Below are 21,697 nucleotides of genomic sequence, written 5' to 3'. Positions count from 1 at the left end.
CTCTAAATTTTTTAAAAAAAGATAATTTCTAATCACTTTTTTACCATTCAGGAAGTTTCAATGACAATTCAAGATTTTATAAAACATGAACTTAGTATCATGGTATAATAAATTCATATTTTATATGAAAGGATTTGCCAATGACTTCTTATAAACATACATTTGTTCCTCAAATAGATGCTAGAGACTGTGGTGTCGCTGCCTTAGCCTCGATTGCCAAATTCTATGGTTCAGATTTTTCTCTAGCTCACTTGAGAGAACTTGCAAAGACCAACAAAGAAGGGACGACTGCTCTTGGCATTGTAAAAGCCGCTGATGAAATGGGCTTTGAAACAAGGCCTGTTCAAGCAGATAAAACGCTCTTTGATATGAGCGATGTCCCCTATCCATTTATCGTTCACGTTAACAAAGAAGGGAAACTCCAACATTACTATGTTGTCTATCAAACAAGGAAAGACTATCTGATTATTGGTGATCCTGATCCTTCTGTAAAAATCACCAAAATGTCAAAAGAACGCTTTTTCTCTGAATGGACTGGAGTAGCTATTTTTCTAGCTCCCAAACCCAGCTATCAACCCCATAAAGATAAAAAGAATGGTCTACTGAGCTTCCTCCCTCTGATTTTCAAACAAAAATCTCTCATTGCTTACATTGTTCTCTCAAGCTTATTAGTCACTATTATCAATATCGGTGGTTCTTATTATCTCCAAGGAATCTTGGATGAGTACATCCCAAATCAGATGAAATCAACTTTAGGAATTATCTCAATTGGTCTAATTATCACCTATATCCTCCAACAAGCCATGAGCTTCTCCAGAGATTATCTCCTAACTGTTCTGAGTCAGAGATTAAGCATTGATGTAATTTTGGCCTATATTCGCCATCTCTTTGAACTTCCTATGTCTTTCTTTGCGACACGTCGTACAGGAGAAATCATTTCACGCTTCACAGATGCTAACTCTATTATAGATGCCTTAGCTTCTACCATTCTCTCTCTTTTTCTTGATGTTTCCATTCTGATCCTTGTAGGGAGTGTCTTACTGGCACAAAATCCTAACCTCTTTCTTCTTTCTCTTATTTCCATCCCTATTTACATATTCATCATCTTTTCTTTTATGAAACCTTTTGAAAAAATGAACCACGATGTCATGCAAAGCAATTCTATGGTTAGTTCTGCTATTATCGAAGATATCAACGGGATCGAAACCATCAAGTCACTCACAAGTGAAGAAAATCGCTACCAAAATATTGACAGTGAATTTGTCGATTATTTGGAAAAATCCTTTAAACTTACTAAATATTCTATTTTACAAACTAATTTAAAGCAAGGAACAAAGTTAGTTCTTAATATCTTTATCCTATGGCTTGGTGCTCAATTAGTCATGTCGAGTAAGATTTCTATCGGTCAGCTGATTACCTTTAATACACTTCTTTCTTACTTTACAACTCCTATGGAAAATATTATCAACCTACAAACTAAACTCCAATCTGCGAAGGTTGCTAATAACCGCTTGAACGAGGTCTATTTAGTCGAATCTGAATTTCAAGTTCAAGAAAACCCTGTTCATTCACATTTTTTGATGGGCGATATTGAATTTGATGACCTTTCTTATAAGTATGGTTTTGGACGAGATACCTTAACAGATATTAATCTCACGATTAAACAAGGAGATAAGGTTAGCCTAGTTGGAGTTAGTGGTTCTGGTAAAACAACTTTAGCCAAAATGATTGTCAATTTCTTTGAACCCTACAAAGGACATATTTCCATCAATCATCAGGATATTAAAAATATTGATAAAAAAGTCTTGCGCCGTCATATTAATTACCTGCCCCAACAAGCCTATATCTTTAATGGCTCTATCTTGGAAAACTTAACCTTGGGTGGTAATAATATGATTAGCCAAGAAGATATTCTAAAAGCTTGTGAATTAGCTGAAATCCGTCAAGACATTGAAAGAATGCCTATGGGCTATCAAACTCAGCTCTCTGATGGAGCTGGTCTATCAGGAGGACAAAAGCAACGAATAGCCCTCGCTCGTGCTCTTTTAACTAAATCTCCTGTTTTAATACTAGATGAAGCTACTAGTGCTCTCGATGTTTTGACTGAGAAAAAGGTTATAGATAATCTTATGTCCCTAACTGATAAAACCATTCTCTTTGTAGCCCATCGTCTAAGTATAGCCGAACGGACTAACCGTGTCATTGTTCTTGACCAAGGGAAAATCATTGAAGTTGGTAGTCATCAAGAGTTAATGCAGGCGCAAGGCTTCTACCATCATCTATTCAACAAATAAGGAGAATGTTATGAATCCTAATCTTTTTAGAAGCGTCGAGTTTTATCAGAGACGTTACCATAATTATGCGACAGTATTGATCATACCACTTTCATTACTGTTTACTTTCATCTTAATTTTCTCCCTTGTTGCCACAAAAGAAATTACCGTTACGTCACAAGGAGAAATTACCCCTACAAGTGTCATTGCATCCATTCAGTCGACCAGTGATAATCCTATCCTAGCTAATCATTTAATGGCAAATCAAGTAGTTGAAAAAGGCGACTTACTCATCAAATACTCTGAAACAATGGAAGAAAGTCAGAAAACTGCCTTAGAAACTCAGTTACAAAGACTTGAGAAGCAAAAAGAAGGACTTGGAATTTTGAAACAAAGCTTAGAAAAAGCGACTGATCTTTTTTCTGGTGAGGATGAGTTTGGCTACCATAATACCTTTATGAATTTTACTAAACAAGCTCATGATATTGAACTGGGTATCACAAAGACTAATACTGAGGTTTCAAATCAAGCCAATCTTGCTAATAGCAGTTCATCAGCTATTGAACAAGAAATTACAAAAATGCAACAACAAATTGGAGAATATCAAGAGCTGAGAGATGCTATCATAAACAAAAGAGCGCGCTTACCGACTGGCAATCCACACCAGTCAATTTTGAATCGTTATCTTGTAGCCTCTCAAGAACAAACACAAGAAACTGCAGATGAGCCATTTTTATCTCAAATCAATCAAAGTATTGCAAATCTTGAATCATCTATCGCAAGCCTCAAAATTCAGCAAGCTGGTATCGGAAGTGTAGCAACTTATGATAATAGTTTAGCAACCAAAATTGAAGTACTCCGCACTCAGTTTTTACAGACAGCTTCTCAGCAACAACTAACCGTGGAGAATCAATTAACAGAATTAAAAGTACAACTAGATCAAGCGACACAGCGCTTGGAAAACAATACCTTAACTGCTCCAAGTAAAGGTATCATTCATCTGAACAGCGAATTTGAAGGTAAAAATAGAATTCCGACTGGTACAGAAATTGCTCAAATATTCCCTGTCATCACAGATACAAGAGAAGTACTAATCACTTACTACGTATCATCTGACTATCTCCCCTTACTAGATAAAGGACAAACTGTAAGATTAAAACTTGAGAAGATTGGAAATCACGGTATTACCATCATTGGCCAACTTCAGAGCATTGATCAAACTCCTACCAGAACAGAGCAAGGAAATCTCTTTAAATTAACCGCTCTTGCAAAACTATCTAATGAGGATAGTAAGCTCATCCAATATGGCTTACAAGGTCGCGTCACTAGTGTAACTGCAAAGAAAACATATTTTGATTATTTCAAAGATAAAATTTTAACACATTCTGATTAATTTTCAGATAACACTCTATAACTATTTATTATCTTATAAAACAGGAGAATCATAACATGGATAAGAATCAAAACCTAACTTCATTCCAGGAACTAACAGCTACTGAACTCAACCAGATTACAGGTGGAGGGTTGTGGGAAGATTTATTATATAACATTAATAGATATGCTCATTACATCGCACAAGGACTTCATCAGCCAATACAACTATAAAAAAATAAGACCGAGAAACAAGCACTCTCGGTCTTATTTTTCATCATTCTGTATGTATCATAGTAAGTACCTGACGAAAGACTTGATCTTGACAGGTGGTATTGAGACTGACATTGGGATAACTTTCCACAATCTTCATGACGGTATAGAGACCAACACCTCGGCCCTCCCCTTTAGAACTAACCCCAAAAGAGTAGATTTCAGAAACATCTATCCCCTCTTCTTTGATGGAGTTTTCAATGATGAAGGTCTCCTGTGCCCCATTTTTAAAAAAGGCAATTGAAACGTGAGGTTGACTGACCTCTGCACTAGCTTCAATAGCATTGTCACAAAGGATAGATACGATGGTTAAAAAATCAAGCAGACTCATCCCCTCAACTTGAATCTCCTCAGGAACTTCGATATTAAAGACAATATCCTTTTCTCTGGATTTTAGAAATTTTCCTGCGAGGAGACTTTTGAGGGAACGGTCACGAATATTCACCAATCGGCCCAGGTCATATTTATTATCCTGCAATTTTTCACTGGAATCCTTCAAGACGGAGTCATAGACCTCTTTTATCTGCCCCATATCCTCCTCTTCAATACCTAGGCGTAAGCTGGTCAAGAGGTTGGTGTAATCATGACGAAAGCTCCGAACTTCCTTATAAAGCTCCTCTATATGCAGACTATACCTCTCCATGTCTCTATAGCGCAAGGTCTGCTCTTGGTTCAGTTTTTCCTGAAGTTTTTCCTTCAAGTAGGTATCCAATTTCTTGACAACCCCCATAAAAAAGAGCAAGTAAAACACCAGAATCAGATGGCGAACAGTCGTTGATTGAATACTTTGTTCATATTCAAAAAAAGACAGACTTTCCATGACTAGATAGTAGGCCCCCATTATCCAGTTAATCTTAATCAGGGACTTTTGAAAATCTTTATCTAGAATCTCCCTTCTCAAACTAGTAAAATCATAGTCTAACCATTTTAAAAATACTAGAGAAATGAAGAAATTGAAAATTATTATACATAACCCAGTAAATGAGTAGTCATCATATACTTGCCCTTGTCCCAAAAATGGAAGCACAAAATAGGAGACTCCCCTATAAAAGAGATTCACCAATATCATTGGAAAGAGACCATAAAAGAAAAGGAGTTTTTTAGGAAGCCCTCTTAACAATAAGAAAGACAAGCCTATGCCGTACAAGGGTTCCATAAAATAAGATAGGTAAGCATTTCCTACTATATAGCTAATCATTACAAAAACAAAGGCCAACAGTATCTTAAAAAGAAAAGCCTTAAAAATCCTCTCGAAAGTAAGATTAATTCCATCCACCTTAAAGAAAATGACAATTTCTAGCCCATTAGTAATAAGTGTATACAATAATATCCAAGCAATATTCATAAATTCTCCTAGCTCAGTGTAAGTTATTGATAGCCTCAGACACTTCCCTGATCTTATAACGCGCGATTAGACAGCTTCCACCATTAGGAAAGTAAAGCAGTTTTTCTTTCTTATCCAAATGCACTACATTGGCTGGATTGATGAGAAAAGAACGATGACACTGCAAGAGATGAGGCTCCTGCTTGAGAACCTCCTCTAGACTCGCCGTAAATTCCAGCCTATCCGTCTTGGTATAGAGAATAACACGATGGGGTCTTGGGGACGTTTCGAGATAGTAAACCTCTTTAAAAGGATACTGAAATTGAGCAAATTTTGATTTAAAGTAAAAGCAATCTTCCGCCAGGCTTTTGCTGTCTTGACTATCGGCATAGAGAAGAGCTGTCTCAATACGAGACTCAAACTCCTCTGCCGAAAGGGCCTTATCAATGTAGTCCAAAGCTGACACTTGGTAGCGAAAGGACAGGGGCATAAACTCTGAGTGAGTTGTCACAAAGACAATCAGGGCATAAGGATCTCGATCCCGAATCTTTCTAGCCACCTCTAGCCCCTTCATCTCTTCGTTTCGAATCTCAATGTCCAAAAAGAATAGCTGATGCGCCCCCTTCTCATGCACCTCTGCCAGCAGTTGGTCTGGTTTCCCAAAGACTTCAAAAGAACTAGGAATGATACTCTGTTTTTTCAAAAGTTTCTCAATCGTCGTTTCAATTCTAGCTTGTTGGGAAAAGTCATCTTCTAAAACAAATATTCTCATCTTCTTACTCTCCCTCTTTCAACCATTTTTGACGAATTTCTCTATAGCGACGTCTGGCATACTTGACAGCATATTGACCTTCTTCTCCAAGAAAAAGAGTCTTTCTTTGGATATCCATGGATTTTAGCCGTTCAAGGTTGACCAGACAATTTCGATGACATCTCGTTAAGGTTTCCCCATATTGTTTCTCAAGATTGCTTAAATTTTGAAACAGATCAAAGCTAGCGTCTTCTGTAACAATCTGCACGGTATGGGCTTTACTTGGATGCGTTTGGATATAGTAGATATCCTTTATGTTTAATTTGAAAATCTCTTTCTCTTTTTGGATGATAATGTAGTTCATGGATAAAACCTCCTAAAAAGAGGATAGCATAAGTCTAGAAACTATTTTTCACCAAATCCTAAACGGTTCTTAAAAATTCCTAAAGTGTCGAATCATTCGCAAAATATCTATGATAATCTTACAATTATTTTATCATAAAATCCTGCAATTACCATTCAGGAAATTTCAATGACAATTAAAGATTTGAAGGTAAAAAATGAGTTAAAAGTGATAAGCTATGATTATAGAAAGACAATCACTTGAAATAACTTTAGAACCATCACAAAGGAGAAATTCTCATGACGGATACAGACCCTATCAAAAGAGCTCAGACTTTGATTACTGACTTAAATAAAGCTTACCAAGTCTGCAAACAGGCAACAGCTGACGACGTTCGCTTTCAGGAGCAATTAAACTCTATTCTTCTCTTTCTCTCTAAAGCTGAGATAGTGGATAATCGATTCTTGATTGAGTTGGAAAAATTTTACCAGACTTCCAGTCTTCTCATGGGCCTCAGTGCTCTTGATCCAGATGCTCCTACTCGCGCCGCTTGGCGGGCCTATGACCGTTTCCACTTTGACCAAGTCAAAACCAAGCTAAGTCTCTACGGACCAACTATTATCTTGTAGAAAATAAAAGAAGCTGAGACAGACTGAACTCAACTTCTTTTTTAGTGTCATATAAGTACGTTTTAGTCCTGCATCTGACGTTTCACCTGATAAGGCAGGTACAAGACTTGTAAAACTAAACCAGCACCCAGCAAGGCTAGGAGGGCCTGTTTTTCTTGGAAAGTCACAAGGCCGACGACTAATTCCACTATCAAGACGAAACTGGTCAATCCTCTGACTATAGCCTGCAACCCTCTTTCCTTTTGTCCCTTGTCTAGTGGGAAAAGCTGGGTCAAGTATTGATAATCAAAGGCGTGATAAAGGGCCAGCAACTGGAAAAGCAAGAGGTAGTTAAATAGAACTACCACTGCTGTCGCAATCCAAGCTTGCTCGATAAAGACTAGAGCTAACAAGGATAGGAAGAGGAGGCGGAGACTGAGGGCAAAGAGGTCGCCATTTCGCAAGTAAGAACGAAGATAGAGATTTTGCCAAATTTTCCCAGGTGCCTTCTGAACAGTCTTTAGGATAAAATCCAGATAAGTGCGACGTTTGACACTATTTGAAACGCCCTTAACCTGCGTAAAGAGAGCAAAGAAACGAAGCAAAACTTGCTTGCGCTTGCTTTCTTGGGAGATCACATAGTCCCAGTCGATTCCAGTCTCAGTAAGAAATTTACTGGCTTTTTGGCGAAAGAGGAGATATTTTCCAACTCCCAATAAAACCACATAGATGAAAAAAACTGGCAAGCCATAGCCCATGGCTAAAAACAAGGGTACAAACAAAAGCAAGAAAAGGGTTTGGACCAAGAGCCAAAAGACCAGTGAGCGCACTGTCTGCCCTTTGAGGTGAGACTTAACCTCCTCTTCACTGACTAAGAGAAAGAGCTTGTCAGGTCCTTCCATATAGGTCGCGATTCCTCCCCAAGCCAAAAGCAAGGCAGATACAATCCCCAAAAACAAGAGGATAGGCCAGTGGTTTTCAGGAAAATGTTGCAGAAGTTGACTGTACTGGTAAGCTAGAAAACCGATGAGAACTAGCAGGAACAAGACAAAGTGGTCATTGAGAACATAGCGCAGATAACCGACACACTCCTTACGAAAAGCCTGCTTTCGCTTTAAAAACAAGTCTTTCATAGCTCCTCCTCTTTGGTCAGAGCCAAGTAAATATCATTCAAACTCGCTTCAGGCATGTCAAAGGCTTCGCGGAGTTGCTGGAGGTTCCCCTGAGCTCGCACCTCCCCCTTGTGGAGAATGACAAAGGCATCACACATCTTCTCCGCCGAATCCAGCACGTGGGTACTCATGAGAATGGACTTGCCTTTTTGCTTTTCTACTTCTAGAAGCTGAATCAAGTCAGAAATGGCCAGCGGATCGAGCCCAAGGAAAGGCTCATCAACGATAAAGAGGCTCGGATCCACCACAAAAGCACAGATAATCATGACCTTCTGCTTCATTCCTTTGGAAAAATGCACTGGAAACCAGTCCAATTTTTGGTCCAAACGAAACATTTTTAACAAAGGTTCCACACGATCAAAAGCCACATTTTGCTCAATACCATAGGCCATGGCAACCGTCTCGATATGCTCTCTAAGAGTCAATTCCTCATACAAGCTAGGCGTTTCTGGGATATAGCCAATCTGTTTGCGATAGCTAGTCGCATCTTCTCGCAGGGTCAAACCATTAATCTTGATTTCCCCACTGTAAGGCGTCAAAAGACCGATAATCTCATTGATAGTCGTTGATTTCCCAGCACCGTTGAGACCAATCAAACCGACCAACTGCCCACTTTCAACTGTAAAGGACACATCTTTCAAGACAGGAACGTGAACATAGCCTCCTGTCAGGTTTTTAATTTCTAACATATTTTCTCCGAATCTGGTATAATGTAGCTATATTATATCAAAATTCAATACAGTAGAGGTGGATTTTATGTCAGATTGCATTTTTTGTAAGATCATCGCAGGGGAAATTCCTGCTTCAAAAGTATACGAGGATGAGCAGGTTCTTGCCTTTCTTGATATCTCTCAAGTAACGCCTGGACACACCCTCATTGTACCCAAAGAGCACTATCGTAATCTTTTGGAGATGGATGCCCCAAGTGCCAGCCAACTCTTTGCCCAAGTACCACTGGTAGCTCAAAAAGTTATGAAAGCTACCAAAGCTGCTGGTATGAACATCGTCGCCAACTGTGAGGAAGTTGCTGGTCAAACAGTCTTTCATACTCACGTGCATCTCGTACCTCGCTACGGTGCAGAAGATGACCTCAAGATTGACTTTATCGCCCACGAACCTGACTTTGACAAACTTGCCCAAGTCGCTGAAACCATTAAAAACGCTTAAGGAGATGCCATGAAACTATCCAATCTATTGCTATTTGCAGGAGCTGCAGCTGGAAGTTATTTTGTCGTGAAAAACCGCCAAGCCATTCAGGATGAAATGCTAGATACAACTGACCGCGTCCAAGCTATCAAGGATGATTTGGATATCATCCAAAACAGCCTACAAATCATTGACCAACAAAAATCCCTCATCAAGGAATACCAAAAAGACTTGACCTACAAGTTCAAAGTTTTAGAAAAAGATTTCCAAACCAGACTAGCTGTGATAAAAGAAACACAGGAGCTTGAGGATAAGTAAAAAGAGACAACAACTTTCCTTAAATCCATTTTGGGTTACTAGATTCGAACAGAAAAGGGAGGGAATGAGAATGAAACAGTTTGTAAAAGTTCTAGCGAAGGTCATCGCGATCCCTTGCGGCTGCCTCTGCCTGCTTGCAGCCCTAGCATTTCTACTAGTGGCCAATCTTTTCAAGGCTTCACCGAGTGACATCCGTGAGGGGAATGAAGCCTTAAAACAAATCTTTATCTCTCTTGACATGCCTCCTGAGAAAGTAGAATCAAATGGAAGGTATCAATTTGAGGGTGGAGGCTTACATTTTTATGTTACTTTCTCAGACGAGGTCATCAATAGCCACCCCGTCCTAAAAGAAAGTCCAAAACTCACCAAAAACCGACTCGAAGTCTATGTCCTCCAGACAGGAGAGATTTCCTACTATAAAGTAGGGGTTAACTTGTTCAATCATGGTTTAATACAATTTTTCGAGACAGAAAGCGAGAAGTATCTCCAAGAAATCGGAAAGACATTTAACCCTAATTACTCAATTCTCTTTTGGAATGATCAGGAAAGTCTTAAAAAGGGAATTGTATTCTATGAAAAAGCTTTGACTTTAGTGGATATTCAGGATAACTCGGCGATCAAACATATCGATACTGTCACTGTGAAACCTGGTAAAGAAGCGGAACTTAAGCAACTCATTCAGGAGATGGATGCAGCTGGCTTGCTCACTCAAAAGTATAAATAGTAGACTAACTGGAGAATGATTTCTCGATACTAAATTTCCCAAGATTATACAAAAAAAGAGCCCGCCGGCTCTTTTTACTTTATTCTCCTTCAAAGGCATCTTTAATATGGTCAAAGAAGCCTTTTTTCTTTGGATTGACTTTCAAGTCACCTGCAGCCGCGAATTCTTTAAGCGCTGCTTTTTGGCGGTCATTCAAACCTGTCGGAGTCACGACATTGACAGTAACGTATTGGTCACCAACGGCACCGCCACGAAGGCTCGGTGCTCCCTTGCCACGTAGACGGAATTTCTTGCCAGTCTGAGTTCCTTCTGGGATAACCAATTCAACATCTCCATGAACAGTTGGAATTTCCACAGTATCTCCAAGAGTTGCTTGGACAATATTGAGATTTAACTTGTAGAAAATAGTTGTTCCTTCACGTTCAAATTTATCACTGGCTTCAACAGAAACCACCACGTACAAGTCCCCGTAAGGTCCACCGTTAAAGCCTGCTTCACCTTGACCAGCGAGGCGGATTTGTTGGCCTGTTTCCACACCAGCAGGGATTTTTACATGTACGCTATGAGCTTGTTTTTCATGACCTGTTCCGTGACAAGTTGTACATGGATCTTTGATTTCTTTTCCACGACCATGACAGACATCACAGGTTACTTGACGGCGCATCATACCAAGAGGAGTCTGCGTATCGACATTAATGACACCAGCACCATGACAGCGTCCACAAGTGACTGGACTTGTTCCTGGTTTAGCACCAGATCCATTACATGTACGACAGCTAGCTTCACGGTTGTACTTAACTTCTTTTTCCGTTCCGAAGATAGCTTCTTCAAAGGTCAAGTTCATACGATACTGGAGGTCATCCCCTTGACGAGGAGCGTTTGGATTGCGTGAAGCTCCGCCCCCCCCGAAAAAACTTGAGAAGATATCTTCAAAACCACCGAAGCCACCTGCTCCGTCAAAACCACCAAAACCGCCAGCACCACCAAAGCCACCGTTGGCACCTGCAGCACCATACTGGTCGTAGGCTGCACGTTTTTGGTCGTCACTTAAAGTCTCATAGGCTTCTTGAACTTCCTTGTATTTTTCCTCAGCGCCAGGCTCCTTGTTGATATCTGGGTGGTATTTTTTGGAAAGCTTACGATAAGCCTTTTTGATCTCGTCTGACGAAGCGTTTTTTGACACCCCCAGACGATCATAAAATTCAGTATTGTTCATAATTCAAGATACAAAGGGCGTCAAACGGACACAGCCAAAATAGGAGTTTTGACGACAAACACTTACGTCCTAGAAAAAACTATCTTTTTGGCACAGTCCGTAGCCCGTGTTCAATTCCCTGAACACACTTGTTCCTTTCTATTGATATTTTGAATTAAACCACCATTTAGGTCGGGTTCAATTCCTTTCTTTTATATTGAGTTAGAAATTTCGGAAACCGTGTTCAGTTACTCGAACACCCTTATTCCTTTCTATAATTTATAAGTAAATATTTAGAGGGTATTTTCTATACTCTGCTTCACTTCATCAAACTCTTCATCTGATAGAGTAAATATCAAATCCTCCTCTGTATACCCGTCTTGTTCTTTAAAATAGTTGTCAGTATTTTCTGTCAAATCTAGACCAAGAATTACTTTTCTTGCAAACTCTTGATGTGCAAAACCAATAGCAGTAATGATATTTTTATCTTGCAGGACAGCTTTTGCTTTGAAATTTTTCCGAGGAAGAAATTCAAAATAGTCAAAGAAGTTTTGCCAAATCCCACCTGTAAATTTCGTATCATTCAATAAACCTGCTTTTGCCAACAAAATAGGTGCTGAAGAAATGGCTGTAATTAAGATATCCTGCTTACCGAGTTCCCTCAAAAACGAATTTAATTTTTCATCCTGTAGAGCAGGACCTATATTTACCATTCCTGGCAAAATCACACAAGAATATTCTTCTATACGTACTTGATCCAATATTTTTGTAGACCGACAAGGCAAGCCATCCTCAGATATAACTATCGAATAATCTGAAGCGACATAATCAATCGTGATGTCAAAAGACAGAGCTAAAGTACTTGTTAAAGCGGTTATCTCATGAAGAGAAAAATTAGGATAAATGATACAAAGTACTTTTTTCATACGCAACATCCTCTATTTTACCGAAAAACAGAGGCTGGGTTGCAACCTCTGGATTTCTTCCTATCATTATTACATTTAGACAATGAACCTTAGTAATTCGTCATTCTTAACGAGTTAGGCTTAACTGAGTTTCGGCTAAAAACTTCGGAAAAAAGATAAGCCATCTTTTGTGCATCGCACAAGGCGATGACTTCCTATTTTTCTTTTGTTTTCTTAACGCCTCAACATCTTACTTCTCAGTAAACTCTCCGTCTACGACGTCATCGCCTGCGTTTCCTGTTGCTTGTGCGCCTTCTGCTCCTGCTTGAGCTTGTTGGGCTGCTGCGGCTTGTTCGTAAAGTTTAACAGCAAGTCCTTGAGCTTTTTCATTCAAGGCTTCGAGTTTTGCTTTCATTTCGTCCAAGTTGTTGTCTTCTTGAGCTTTCTTAAGCTCATCAAGTGCAGCTTGGGCAGCATCACGTTCTGCATCGAAGCCTTTACCTTCAGTTTCCTTGATTGTCTTTTCAGTCGCAAAGATTGCTTGGTCAACTTCGTTACGAAGGTCTACTTCTTCTTTACGTTTCTTATCTGCTTCAGCGTTAGCTTCTGCATCTTTCATCATGCGGTCAATTTCTTCGTCTGTCAAACCTGAGTTAGATTGGATAACAATTGTTTGTTCTTTTTGAGTTCCAAGATCTTTAGCCTTAACAGATACGATACCGTTCTTGTCGATATCAAATGTTACTTCGATTTGAGGAATTCCACGAGGTGCAGCTGGGATATCTGTCAATTGGAAACGTCCAAGAGTCTTGTTATCTGCTGCCATTGGGCGTTCACCTTGAAGAACGTGAATATCAACGGCTGGTTGGTTGTCTGCTGCAGTTGAGAAGACTTGTGATTTAGATGTTGGAATAGTAGTGTTGCGATCGATAAGTTTTGTAAATACTCCACCCATTGTTTCGATACCAAGTGACAATGGTGTTACATCAAGAAGGACAACGTCTTTAACATCACCAGTAATTACACCACCTTGGATCGCAGCACCCATAGCAACTACTTCGTCAGGGTTTACTGATTTGTTTGGTTCTTTACCAGTTTCAGCCTTAACAGCTTCTACAACGGCTGGGATACGAGTTGAACCACCAACAAGGATAACTTCGTCGATTTCTGACAAGCTCAAACCTGCATCTGAAAGGGCTTGACGAACTGGAACTTTTGTACGTTCTACAAGGTCACGAGTCAAATCGTCGAATTTCGCACGAGTCAAAGTCATTTCCAAGTGAAGAGGTCCAGCTTCACCAGCAGTGATAAATGGCAAGCTAATTTGAGTAGAAGTTACACCTGAAAGGTCTTTCTTAGCTTTTTCAGCTGCATCCTTCAAACGTTGCATTGCCATCTTGTCAGTAGACAAGTCAATACCGTTTTCTTTCTTGAACTCTGCTACCAAGTGGTCGATGATTTTTTGGTCAAAGTCGTCACCACCGAGTTTGTTGTCCCCTGCAGTTGACAATACGTCGAAGACACCGTCACCCAATTCAAGGATAGATACGTCGAATGTACCACCACCAAGGTCGAATACCAAGATTTTTTCTTCTTTGTCAGTCTTGTCCAAACCGTAAGCGAGTGCTGCTGCAGTTGGCTCGTTAACGATACGTTCTACTTCAAGACCAGCGATTTTACCAGCGTCTTTTGTTGCTTGACGTTGAGCATCGTTGAAGTAAGCTGGGACTGTGATAACTGCTTTGGTTACTTTTTCACCAAGGTATTCTTCAGCGTAACCTTTCAAGTATTGAAGGATCATAGCTGAGATTTCTTGTGGAGTGTATTCTTTTCCATTTGCAGAAACTTTTTCAGAAGTTCCCATCTTAGATTTGATAGAGATAACTGTATCTGGGTTTGTGACTGCTTGGCGTTTTGCGGCATCACCAACGATGATTTCTCCGTTTTTGAATGATACTACAGATGGAGTTGTACGGTTACCTTCTGGGTTTGCGATGATTTTGCTTTCAGTTCCTTCAAGAACTGCAACTGCTGAGTTTGTTGTACCTAAGTCAATACCGATAATTTTAGACATGTGTTTTTCTCCTTAAATTTTATATTCTATTTTTGACTTTTCTTAATATTCCCCTTAAGTGGTGGGGACGTGAGCAACTCCCTACGGGATTTCATCACTTATTTTTGAGCCTATTGTCTCAAAAATCCCCCTGTTTCACCACGGCGGGCAATATCTTTCTTGCAAGCCTCCGGCTTGTTTTTTATCTTTCTTCATAGTTTATTGTCGTTTCGGACAAGTTTTTAAGTTCTCTAGCCTAGTTATACACTACTACCATGGCTGGGCGTAGGATGCGGTCATGGAGTTTGTAGCCTTTTTGGAAGACTTGAGCGATGGTGTCTGCTGGGTGTTCATCGTCTGCTGGGAGAGTTTGGATGGCCATATGGTAGTTATGGTCAAATTCACCGTCAGCTGCGATTTCTTCGATTCCTTCTTCTTTCAAAGCGTGAATCAAACTCTCTTGCACCATCTCCAATCCTTTTTTGACATCGTCTGTCAAACCTTCAACTGCTAGTGCACGTTCTAAGTTGTCGAGCGATGGTAAGATTGCTTTTGCCAGGTCTTGGCTACGATAGCGTTGCAAGTTTTGACGTTCTTCATTGGCACGGCGTTGAATATTTTGCATTTCTGCATGAGCGCGAAGGTATTTGTTTTCGAACTCATCCGCACGTTCATTTGCCAAGTCCAACTCAGACTTCTCAGGAGTTGTTTCTTCAGTTGTTTCCACAACTTCCTCTTCTTTCATTTCTTCGTTTTTTTTATCTTGGGCCATTTTCGCCTCCTTTAATGATTTCAAAATTAATTTACTTCGTAATGATTACTGCTGAGGTAGCGATAAAAATCTGTCAACTTCATCGTCAAAACACGATTGACCACATTGACTTGGTTGACCAATTGCTGATAATCTAGATTGACTGGACCGATAATCGCTAGAATTCCAAAACCTCGATAAGGAATGAGGAACTTACTGCTAATCACCGCCAAATCTGCTAGACAGGATTCCTGACTGTCTGCAACACGGACATTTTGCATTTGATTTTCATGCAGACCTTCACGAATCTCCAGAGCCACTTTTTGCGGTTGGTCAAAGAACTGATAGGCTGCTAGATTGGCAAAATTCAAGAGATTAACTTTGCCCGATACCACAATGTTTTCGTTGAACATTTCTTTAAAAATGTGTTCAAAGAGATCCATGACATTATCCGTTGTTGTAAAGTAACGTTGGATAATTTGCGGAATCTCCGTCCGAATCTTGTAATGAATGTCCAGAACGGTGTGACCTAGGAAACGTTCTTGAATCAAGGTCTTGAGGCGATTTAAATCTTCCTGCAGGAAGTTCCTTGGAATCGAAAACTGACTGGTAACCGTTCGGGACTCGTCTAGGGTAAATACTGCCAAGGCTGTATGTTGTCCCAAAACAACGATATCAAAGGCTGTCAACCGTTGCCTGCTCGGCTCAACATCCAGAGCCACTACCGTACAGCCACTCAGGTCTGTCAGTAGATTAGCAGCCTCTTGCAGAATATCCTCCAGTTTGAAGAACTCCTGATCAAAGGCTTTGACAATCTCGTATACCTCATTTTCAGCCAGTCTGTCAAAAGCCAAGGAGTGTTTTACATAGTACTGAAACCCAGCGATACTTGGCATCCGACCGCTGGAAGTATGCGCTTTTTCAAGCAAACCCTGCTTCTCTAGAGCTGCCATGTCATTACGAATGGTAGCACTACTAGAATTGATAGACTCTTGTAGCGCCTTGGATCCGACAGGTTCGTGCGTTTTGGTAAAGATGTCAATAATCAGATTTAAAATATCCTGCTGACGCTCTGTAACCATCTCATCACTCCTCTCTGTCCGATCGATTAGCACTCTATGTATCAAAGTGCTAACTCATGATTCTATTATACACCCTTAGAAGAGAATGTCAAGACAAAAACTCAAAAAATTAGCACTCTTTTACCAAGAGTGCTAAAAATCAGTCTGAAGACCTAGAATCTTACTTCTCATCTACTTGGTATTTCCTTTTAAGTCTGTAATATCCATAGATTAGATAAAAAATTAAGCAAGCGTATAAAAAGAAAATAATAAAGAAAGACTGAGACAAATTTTCTCGATACAAACTCATGCAAACAACAAGACCACCTGAAAAAGTGGCTATACAGGAACGAAGTCTAGACCGCATAACTTCCCATCTGAGATCCTTACTCATATAGACTTCCTCCTCTGAAAGTATATCAGAAGTTGGTTTACGAAGAATTGAACAAAAACCTGTTTCTATCAATTCCCAACCGCTATTTCTAAAATCTTGTAGCTCATGCTTATACTTTTTAAGAAATCTAGAATCACAGATATGATAGATGACATCATCTGGTTGGCATTGTTCAAAATAGAAAAAACCAAAACGGTTAGTTCTATATCTCCAACCTTTCAAGTGCATCTCATGTAAATATTCTTCTTCCTTGTCCAAATCAACAATGGTAAAAATCCTAAATTGTACTTTGCTATTCATTGTCTTACCTCCAAATTAGAAAACAGGCATTCTTTCATTTATCAGATAATTCTTTCCACTTTTGACTCAATTTCCAAAAAATATAAGAAATCTGAATCGCAAAAACTATCAATAAAATCCAATCTATTATGAAAATCAAAAATACTTCCCATCTGAAAGAACTAGCTCCACTGACAAACTTTGAGAAAACCGGTAGTAGAGCTAAAAATAGAATCAAAATAGGAAGCATCCGCATTATTAAAATCCGTTTGATCATAGCTAACTTCCCTGTAGCGTCATTATAGATTTCAAACTCAGTATCCGATTCAATTTCAGAATGCGCTTTTCTAAAATAGGAAAAACTATTAAAGTCTGTAATATGCTCCCAGCCACAGTCTTTAAATAGTTGTAAATAGGAGGCTCTCTCTGATTTTTTCATGGGATAAAAGTCCAACTGATAAGACACCTGCTCCGGTTGGCACTTTTCAAAAGTATACTTAACCGCAACTACTAAGTTAGAGTAGCTTACTTCCTTAAGTTTCCAGCCCTTAGCATGCATTTCCCCAAGGTATAAAGCCTCTCTATCATAATCTGCAATTGTAGATATCCGATATACAACCTTCTTTTCCATCATACTTCCTCCCGACTATTTCTATAGAGCCGTTCAATACGTTTCAATTCAATATCTAAGACTTTTCGTCCCAAGTCTGTGATCTGATAGATTTTACGTTTTTCCTCTTCCCGGATAAAGGAAATCAAGCCATCCTTTTCCATTTTTGACAAGGTTCCATACATAGTTCCAGGACTAATCGAAACTTGCGAATCTGTTATCTCCTTGACCTTTTGTGTGATACTATAACCATGACGTTCCTTTTGTAGACAGAACAAGATATAAAATCCTGTTTCCGTCATCGGAAGATAAACCCGACGAATCTTATCCGTCAATTCCATTTAACCCCACCTCCTATTTAGTTCGATATATCGTACCTCGTTATATAAAATATATCACACCTCGATATAAAACGCAAGAAAAAAAGACCGCCCTCAGGCAATCTTTCTTCTATATTAGTAAAGGTCTAGATAGTTATCAACTTCCCATTGTGAAACGAAGGTCGCATAGCTAGCCCACTCGATACGTTTAGCCTCAAGGAAACTAGTATAGATGTGGTCACCTAGGGCAGCCTTAACCACTTCGTCTTCAGTCAAAGCCTTCAAAGCGTTGTGAAGAGTTGATGGAAGGTCGGTAATTCCAGCTTCCTTACGCTCTTCAGCTGTCATGATATAGATATTTTCTTCGATAGGAGCTGGTGCTTCGATTTTGTTTTCAATACCATGCAAACCAACTTCCAAAAGAACCGCCATAGCGATGTATGGATTTGCCATTGGGTCCACTGAACGCAACTCAAGACGAGTTCCCATGCCACGTGAAGCCGGCACGCGCACAAGTGGCGAACGGTTACGACCAGCCCAAGCAATGTAAACAGGTGCTTCATAACCTGGAACCAAACGCTTGTATGAGTTAACTGTTGGGTTCATGATAGCAGTATAGTTGTAAGCATGCTTGATCAAACCACCAAGGAAATAGTAGGCCGTTTCAGATAACTGCATTCCTTTTGGATCATTTGGATCAAAGAAGGCATTGTTTCCTTCTGCATCAAACAAGGACATATTACAGTGCATACCTGATCCAGCAATACCAAATTTTGGTTTTGCCATAAAGGTTGCGTAAAGACCGTGTTTACGAGCAATGGTTTTAACAACAAGTTTAAAGATTTGAATCTTGTCACAGGCACGGAGGACTTCATCATACTTGAAGTCAATTTCATGTTGTCCAACCGCAACCTCGTGGTGACTTGCTTCTACTTCAAATCCCATTTTGGTCAAGACATTCACGATTTCACGACGCGTATTGTCTGCAAGGTCAGTAGGTGCCAAATCAAAGTAGCCACCCTTGTCATTTACTTCAAGTGTCGGGTCACCATTTTCATCGAGTTTAAAGAGGAAGAATTCTGGCTCTGGACCAAGGTTGAAGGATTTGAATCCTACTTCTTCCATATGACGAAGAGCACGTTTGAGGTTGCCACGAGGGTCACCTGCAAATGGCTCACCTTCTGTTGTATAGACATCACAGATCAAACCTGCAACACTTCCATTCTCATCTCCCCAAGGGAAGACTGTCCATGTATCCAAGTCTGGGTACAAGTACATATCTGACTCATTGATACGTACAAAACCTTCAATAGAAGAGCCATCAAACATGGCTTTGTTTGACAAGACCTTATCTAACTGTTCATCTGTAGCAGGAATTTCGACGTTTTTCATCGTCCCCAAGATATCTGAAAACATGAGACGAATAAAGGTAACATTTTTTTCCTTGACTTCACGACGAATATCTGCAGCTGTGATTGGCATGGTTTTTCTCCTTAATATCTGACTACTTGCGGTTGCCTAACCGCGACCAAAAGGCGACTGTGCTGAAGCAAAGCGTCCCTGTTGGAGGAGCTCATTATGAAGCGCACGACGCACTTCCGTTGGGCTCACTGCTTTCTTGGATTTCGCCTCGCGTTCAGCATATTTTTTCTTAATCGCAGCAATATTATGACCTTCAGAGATATAATCTTTGATTTCAAGCAGACGATCCATGTCATTCAAGGAATACATGCGACGGTTCCCTTCGTTTCGATCAGGTTTGATCAACTCTTGATCTTCATAATAACGAATCTGACGCGCCGAGAGATCGGTCAATTTCATAACACTGCCGATAGGAAAAACAGCCATATTTCGGCGAAATTCTCTTTCCTTCATTTACAATTTCCTTCTTCCTGTCTATTATAGTCTAAAAAAAGACATACGTCAACGAATAATGTTATAAAATGTAACATTATTTTCTTTTTTTCTCCCAAAAGAGTTTCAGTTGCTCAATATCATAATTTACAAGGATTGCGACAAAAACTCCCATAAATGTTTCAAATACGCGCGCAAACACGTACAAAAATGTTTCTCCGCTTGGTATTGATAGGGTAATGATTAACATAGCCGCTACACCACCAATAACTCCTGCCTTGTTGTTCATAGCAACGTTTGTCATAATGGTTAACATGGTGCAAATTGGAACAACTAGTAAAGTTACCCAAAAGGCTCCATGAAATAAAGTGTTTAAGAGGAAAAAGACAAGGGCGTAAAAACCGCCAATACTATTTCCTAAGATACGCGAAGTTCCAAAATGGACACTCTTATCAAAGCTCTCTCGTAAACTGAAGACCGCTGTCAACGCTCCAATTTGAAGCCCCTTCCAGCCAAAAAAACCAAAAATCAAGAGAACTATAAATACGGCAATCCCTGTTTTGAAGGTTCGCATACCAAGCTTGAACTGTGACTTATCAAATTTATATTTTTTAAAATAACTCATATTCTCAACTTTCTACTACCATTTTAACATAAATTAGTTGATTTTATGAGTGAAAATCAATAGGAAGCGTTTTTAATTTAGGCTATAAAAAAGAGGAAACAGAGTTCCTCTTTTCTATGATTTCATCTAAGAAAGCTTATTTTTCTGTAAGTGCTGCCAATCCTGGAAGAACTTTACCTTCAAGAAGCTCCATTGAAGCTCCACCACCAGTAGAGATCCATGAGAACTTGTCTGCACGTCCAAGATTGATGGCTGCAGCAGCTGAGTCACCACCACCGATGATTGATTTAACACCTGGTTGTTTCACGATAGCATCCATGACACCGATTGTTCCAGCTTGGAAGTCAGGGTTTTCAAATACACCCATAGGTCCGTTCCATACAACTGTTTTCGCACCAGTCAAGGCTTCGTCAAACTTAGCAATTGATTTTGGACCGATATCCAAACCAAGGAAACCTGGGTCTACTGCTTCACCTTCAGTGTCTTTCACTTCAGTGTAGTCAGCAAATGCGTTTGCTTCTTTTGAGTCAACTGGCAAGATCAATTTGCCGTTTGCTTTTTCAAGAAGAGCTTTCGCAACATCCAATTTGTCTTCTTCTACAAGTGAGTTACCAATTTCGATACCTTGTGCTTTGTAGAATGTGTAAGTCATCCCACCACCGATAAGGACTTTATCAGCTTTTTCAAGCAAGTTTTCGATAACACCGATCTTGTCTGAAACTTTTGAACCACCAAGGATAGCCACGAATGGACGTTCTGGAGCTTCAACTGCTTCTTGGATGTAGGCAATCTCGTTTTCAAGAAGGAAACCAGCAACTGCTTTTTCAACGTTTGCTGAGATACCAACGTTAGATGCGTGTGCACGGTGAGCTGTACCGAATGCATCGTTTACGAAGATACCATCTCCAAGTGATGCCCAGTATTTACCAAGTTCAGGATCATTTTTAGATTCTTTCTTGCCATCAACATCTTCGTAACGAGTGTTTTCAACCAAGAGAACTTGTCCATCTTCAAGAGCGTTAACAGCGGCTTCCAATTCAGCACCACGTGTAACACCTGGGATAAATTTAACTTCTTGTTCCAATTTAGCAGCCAAGTCAGCAGCTACAGGGGCAAGTGATTTACCTTCTTTGTCTGCTTCTTCTTTTACACGTCCAAGGTGAGAGAAGAGGATTGCACGTCCACCTTGTTCAAGGATGTACTTGATAGTTGGAAGAGCTGCAGTGATACGGTTGTCATTGGTAATCACGCCATCTTTAACAGGTACGTTGAAGTCAACACGAACGAGAACTTTTTTCCCTTTCAAGTCAACGTCTTTAACAGTCAATTTTGCCATTAGATATGACT

General features: G+C 39.8%; 24 protein-coding genes. 7 read left to right on the top strand and 17 right to left on the bottom strand.

All coding sequences use genetic code 11. The features are described from left to right. Nucleotides 1-140: 140 nt before the first annotated feature. From blpA to blpC, 3 genes are read left to right on the top strand one after another with little or no spacing between them, the layout of a single operon-like run. The gene (gene blpA / locus B7721_RS03210) at nt 141-2,294 is read left to right on the top strand and encodes a peptide cleavage/export ABC transporter BlpA (RefSeq protein WP_084877484.1); all 2,154 of its coding nucleotides are present in this window, start codon (nt 141-143) and stop codon (nt 2,292-2,294) included. Nucleotides 2,295-2,304: 10 nt separating this feature from the next. Continuing rightward, nucleotides 2,305-3,666, top strand: a complete 1,362-nt coding sequence (blpB, locus tag B7721_RS03205) for a peptide export ABC transport accessory protein BlpB (RefSeq protein WP_084877482.1) — start codon at nt 2,305-2,307, stop codon at nt 3,664-3,666. 56 nt (nt 3,667-3,722) lie between these two features. Then, nucleotides 3,723-3,878 (top strand): quorum-sensing system pheromone BlpC, encoded by a 156-nt coding sequence (gene blpC, locus B7721_RS03200; RefSeq protein WP_084877481.1) that lies wholly within the window; start codon nt 3,723-3,725, stop codon nt 3,876-3,878. A gap of 43 nt (nt 3,879-3,921) precedes the next feature. On the opposite strand, the gene B7721_RS03195 is transcribed toward blpC, so the two are convergent. From B7721_RS03195 to B7721_RS03185, 3 genes are read right to left on the bottom strand one after another with little or no spacing between them, the layout of a single operon-like run. Then, nucleotides 3,922-5,262 (bottom strand): sensor histidine kinase, encoded by a 1,341-nt coding sequence (locus B7721_RS03195; protein WP_084877479.1) that lies wholly within the window; start codon nt 5,260-5,262, stop codon nt 3,922-3,924. A 13-nt stretch (nt 5,263-5,275) separates the two neighbouring features. After that, on the bottom strand, nt 5,276-6,013 hold the full coding sequence (locus B7721_RS03190; protein ID WP_084877478.1) for a response regulator transcription factor: 738 nt from the start codon (nt 6,011-6,013) through the stop codon (nt 5,276-5,278). A gap of 4 nt (nt 6,014-6,017) precedes the next feature. Beyond that, nucleotides 6,018-6,356 (bottom strand): LytTR family DNA-binding domain-containing protein, encoded by a 339-nt coding sequence (locus B7721_RS03185; RefSeq protein WP_084877476.1) that lies wholly within the window; start codon nt 6,354-6,356, stop codon nt 6,018-6,020. Nucleotides 6,357-6,634: 278 nt separating this feature from the next. Between B7721_RS03185 and B7721_RS03180 the strand changes: the two genes are divergently transcribed. Continuing rightward, nucleotides 6,635-6,964: a helicase BlpT gene (locus B7721_RS03180; RefSeq protein WP_084877475.1), complete on the top strand. Its 330-nt coding sequence runs from the start codon at nt 6,635-6,637 to the stop codon at nt 6,962-6,964. A 62-nt stretch (nt 6,965-7,026) separates the two neighbouring features. Here the strand turns inward: B7721_RS03180 and B7721_RS03175 are convergent, their stop codons facing one another. Both B7721_RS03175 and B7721_RS03170 read right to left on the bottom strand, forming a co-directional pair. Then, complete coding sequence (locus tag B7721_RS03175; protein WP_084877473.1) at nt 7,027-8,076, bottom strand: ABC transporter permease; 1,050 nt, start codon at nt 8,074-8,076, stop codon at nt 7,027-7,029. Next, nucleotides 8,073-8,804 carry an ABC transporter ATP-binding protein gene (locus B7721_RS03170; RefSeq protein WP_084877472.1) on the bottom strand — a complete coding sequence of 244 codons (732 nt, stop codon included), beginning with the start codon at nt 8,802-8,804 and terminating at the stop codon, nt 8,073-8,075. Before B7721_RS03170 ends, B7721_RS03175 begins: the two co-directional genes overlap by 4 nt. Before the next feature lie 67 nt (nt 8,805-8,871). On the opposite strand from B7721_RS03170, the gene B7721_RS03165 reads away from it, so the two are divergent. From B7721_RS03165 to B7721_RS03155, 3 genes are all read left to right on the top strand, one after another. Next, on the top strand, nt 8,872-9,282 hold the full coding sequence (locus B7721_RS03165) for an HIT family protein (protein WP_084877470.1): 411 nt from the start codon (nt 8,872-8,874) through the stop codon (nt 9,280-9,282). Nucleotides 9,283-9,291: 9 nt separating this feature from the next. Then, nucleotides 9,292-9,579, top strand: coding sequence for a hypothetical protein (locus tag B7721_RS03160; RefSeq protein ID WP_084877469.1), 288 nt, complete (start codon nt 9,292-9,294; stop codon nt 9,577-9,579). 70 nt (nt 9,580-9,649) lie between these two features. After that, on the top strand, nt 9,650-10,303 hold the full coding sequence (locus tag B7721_RS03155) for a hypothetical protein (RefSeq protein ID WP_239823793.1): 654 nt from the start codon (nt 9,650-9,652) through the stop codon (nt 10,301-10,303). 79 nt (nt 10,304-10,382) lie between these two features. On the opposite strand, the gene dnaJ is transcribed toward B7721_RS03155, so the two are convergent. From dnaJ to B7721_RS03095, 12 genes are all read right to left on the bottom strand, one after another. Then, nucleotides 10,383-11,519 carry a molecular chaperone DnaJ gene (dnaJ, locus tag B7721_RS03150; protein WP_084877466.1) on the bottom strand — a complete coding sequence of 379 codons (1,137 nt, stop codon included), beginning with the start codon at nt 11,517-11,519 and terminating at the stop codon, nt 10,383-10,385. A 272-nt stretch (nt 11,520-11,791) separates the two neighbouring features. Then, nucleotides 11,792-12,424, bottom strand: coding sequence for a DJ-1/PfpI family protein (locus tag B7721_RS03145; protein ID WP_084877465.1), 633 nt, complete (start codon nt 12,422-12,424; stop codon nt 11,792-11,794). Nucleotides 12,425-12,653: 229 nt separating this feature from the next. Next, nucleotides 12,654-14,477: a molecular chaperone DnaK gene (gene dnaK / locus B7721_RS03140; RefSeq protein WP_042902036.1), complete on the bottom strand. Its 1,824-nt coding sequence runs from the start codon at nt 14,475-14,477 to the stop codon at nt 12,654-12,656. A 235-nt stretch (nt 14,478-14,712) separates the two neighbouring features. Continuing rightward, entirely contained in the window at nt 14,713-15,228 is a 516-nt protein-coding gene (gene grpE, locus B7721_RS03135) for a nucleotide exchange factor GrpE (RefSeq protein ID WP_000046057.1), read from the bottom strand. A 26-nt stretch (nt 15,229-15,254) separates the two neighbouring features. Continuing rightward, complete coding sequence (hrcA, locus tag B7721_RS03130) at nt 15,255-16,289, bottom strand: heat-inducible transcriptional repressor HrcA (RefSeq protein ID WP_084877463.1); 1,035 nt, start codon at nt 16,287-16,289, stop codon at nt 15,255-15,257. A gap of 160 nt (nt 16,290-16,449) precedes the next feature. After that, nucleotides 16,450-16,962, bottom strand: coding sequence for a DUF2812 domain-containing protein (locus B7721_RS03125; protein WP_084877462.1), 513 nt, complete (start codon nt 16,960-16,962; stop codon nt 16,450-16,452). Between the two features lie 34 nt (nt 16,963-16,996). Then, nucleotides 16,997-17,572: a DUF2812 domain-containing protein gene (locus tag B7721_RS03120; RefSeq protein ID WP_084852230.1), complete on the bottom strand. Its 576-nt coding sequence runs from the start codon at nt 17,570-17,572 to the stop codon at nt 16,997-16,999. After that, nucleotides 17,572-17,892 (bottom strand): PadR family transcriptional regulator, encoded by a 321-nt coding sequence (locus B7721_RS03115; RefSeq protein ID WP_084877460.1) that lies wholly within the window; start codon nt 17,890-17,892, stop codon nt 17,572-17,574. Before B7721_RS03115 ends, B7721_RS03120 begins: the two co-directional genes overlap by 1 nt. A 114-nt stretch (nt 17,893-18,006) precedes the next feature. Further along, a complete protein-coding gene (glnA, locus tag B7721_RS03110; RefSeq protein ID WP_084877459.1) occupies nt 18,007-19,353 on the bottom strand; it encodes a type I glutamate--ammonia ligase in 1,347 nt (448 codons plus the stop codon). Between the two features lie 36 nt (nt 19,354-19,389). Then, the gene (glnR, locus tag B7721_RS03105; protein ID WP_061853109.1) at nt 19,390-19,746 is read right to left on the bottom strand and encodes a transcriptional repressor GlnR; all 357 of its coding nucleotides are present in this window, start codon (nt 19,744-19,746) and stop codon (nt 19,390-19,392) included. 76 nt (nt 19,747-19,822) lie between these two features. Further along, entirely contained in the window at nt 19,823-20,350 is a 528-nt protein-coding gene (locus tag B7721_RS03100) for an FUSC family protein (RefSeq protein ID WP_000119887.1), read from the bottom strand. Between the two features lie 136 nt (nt 20,351-20,486). Continuing rightward, nucleotides 20,487-21,686: a phosphoglycerate kinase gene (locus B7721_RS03095; protein ID WP_084877457.1), complete on the bottom strand. Its 1,200-nt coding sequence runs from the start codon at nt 21,684-21,686 to the stop codon at nt 20,487-20,489. Nucleotides 21,687-21,697: the final 11 nt, after the last annotated feature.

The sequence above is a fragment of the Streptococcus oralis subsp. oralis genome, from assembly GCF_002096445.1.
In the GTDB taxonomy this organism is placed as follows: Bacteria; Bacillota; Bacilli; order Lactobacillales; family Streptococcaceae; genus Streptococcus; species Streptococcus oralis_N.
This window is presented reverse-complemented; position numbering and strand designations above follow the sequence as displayed.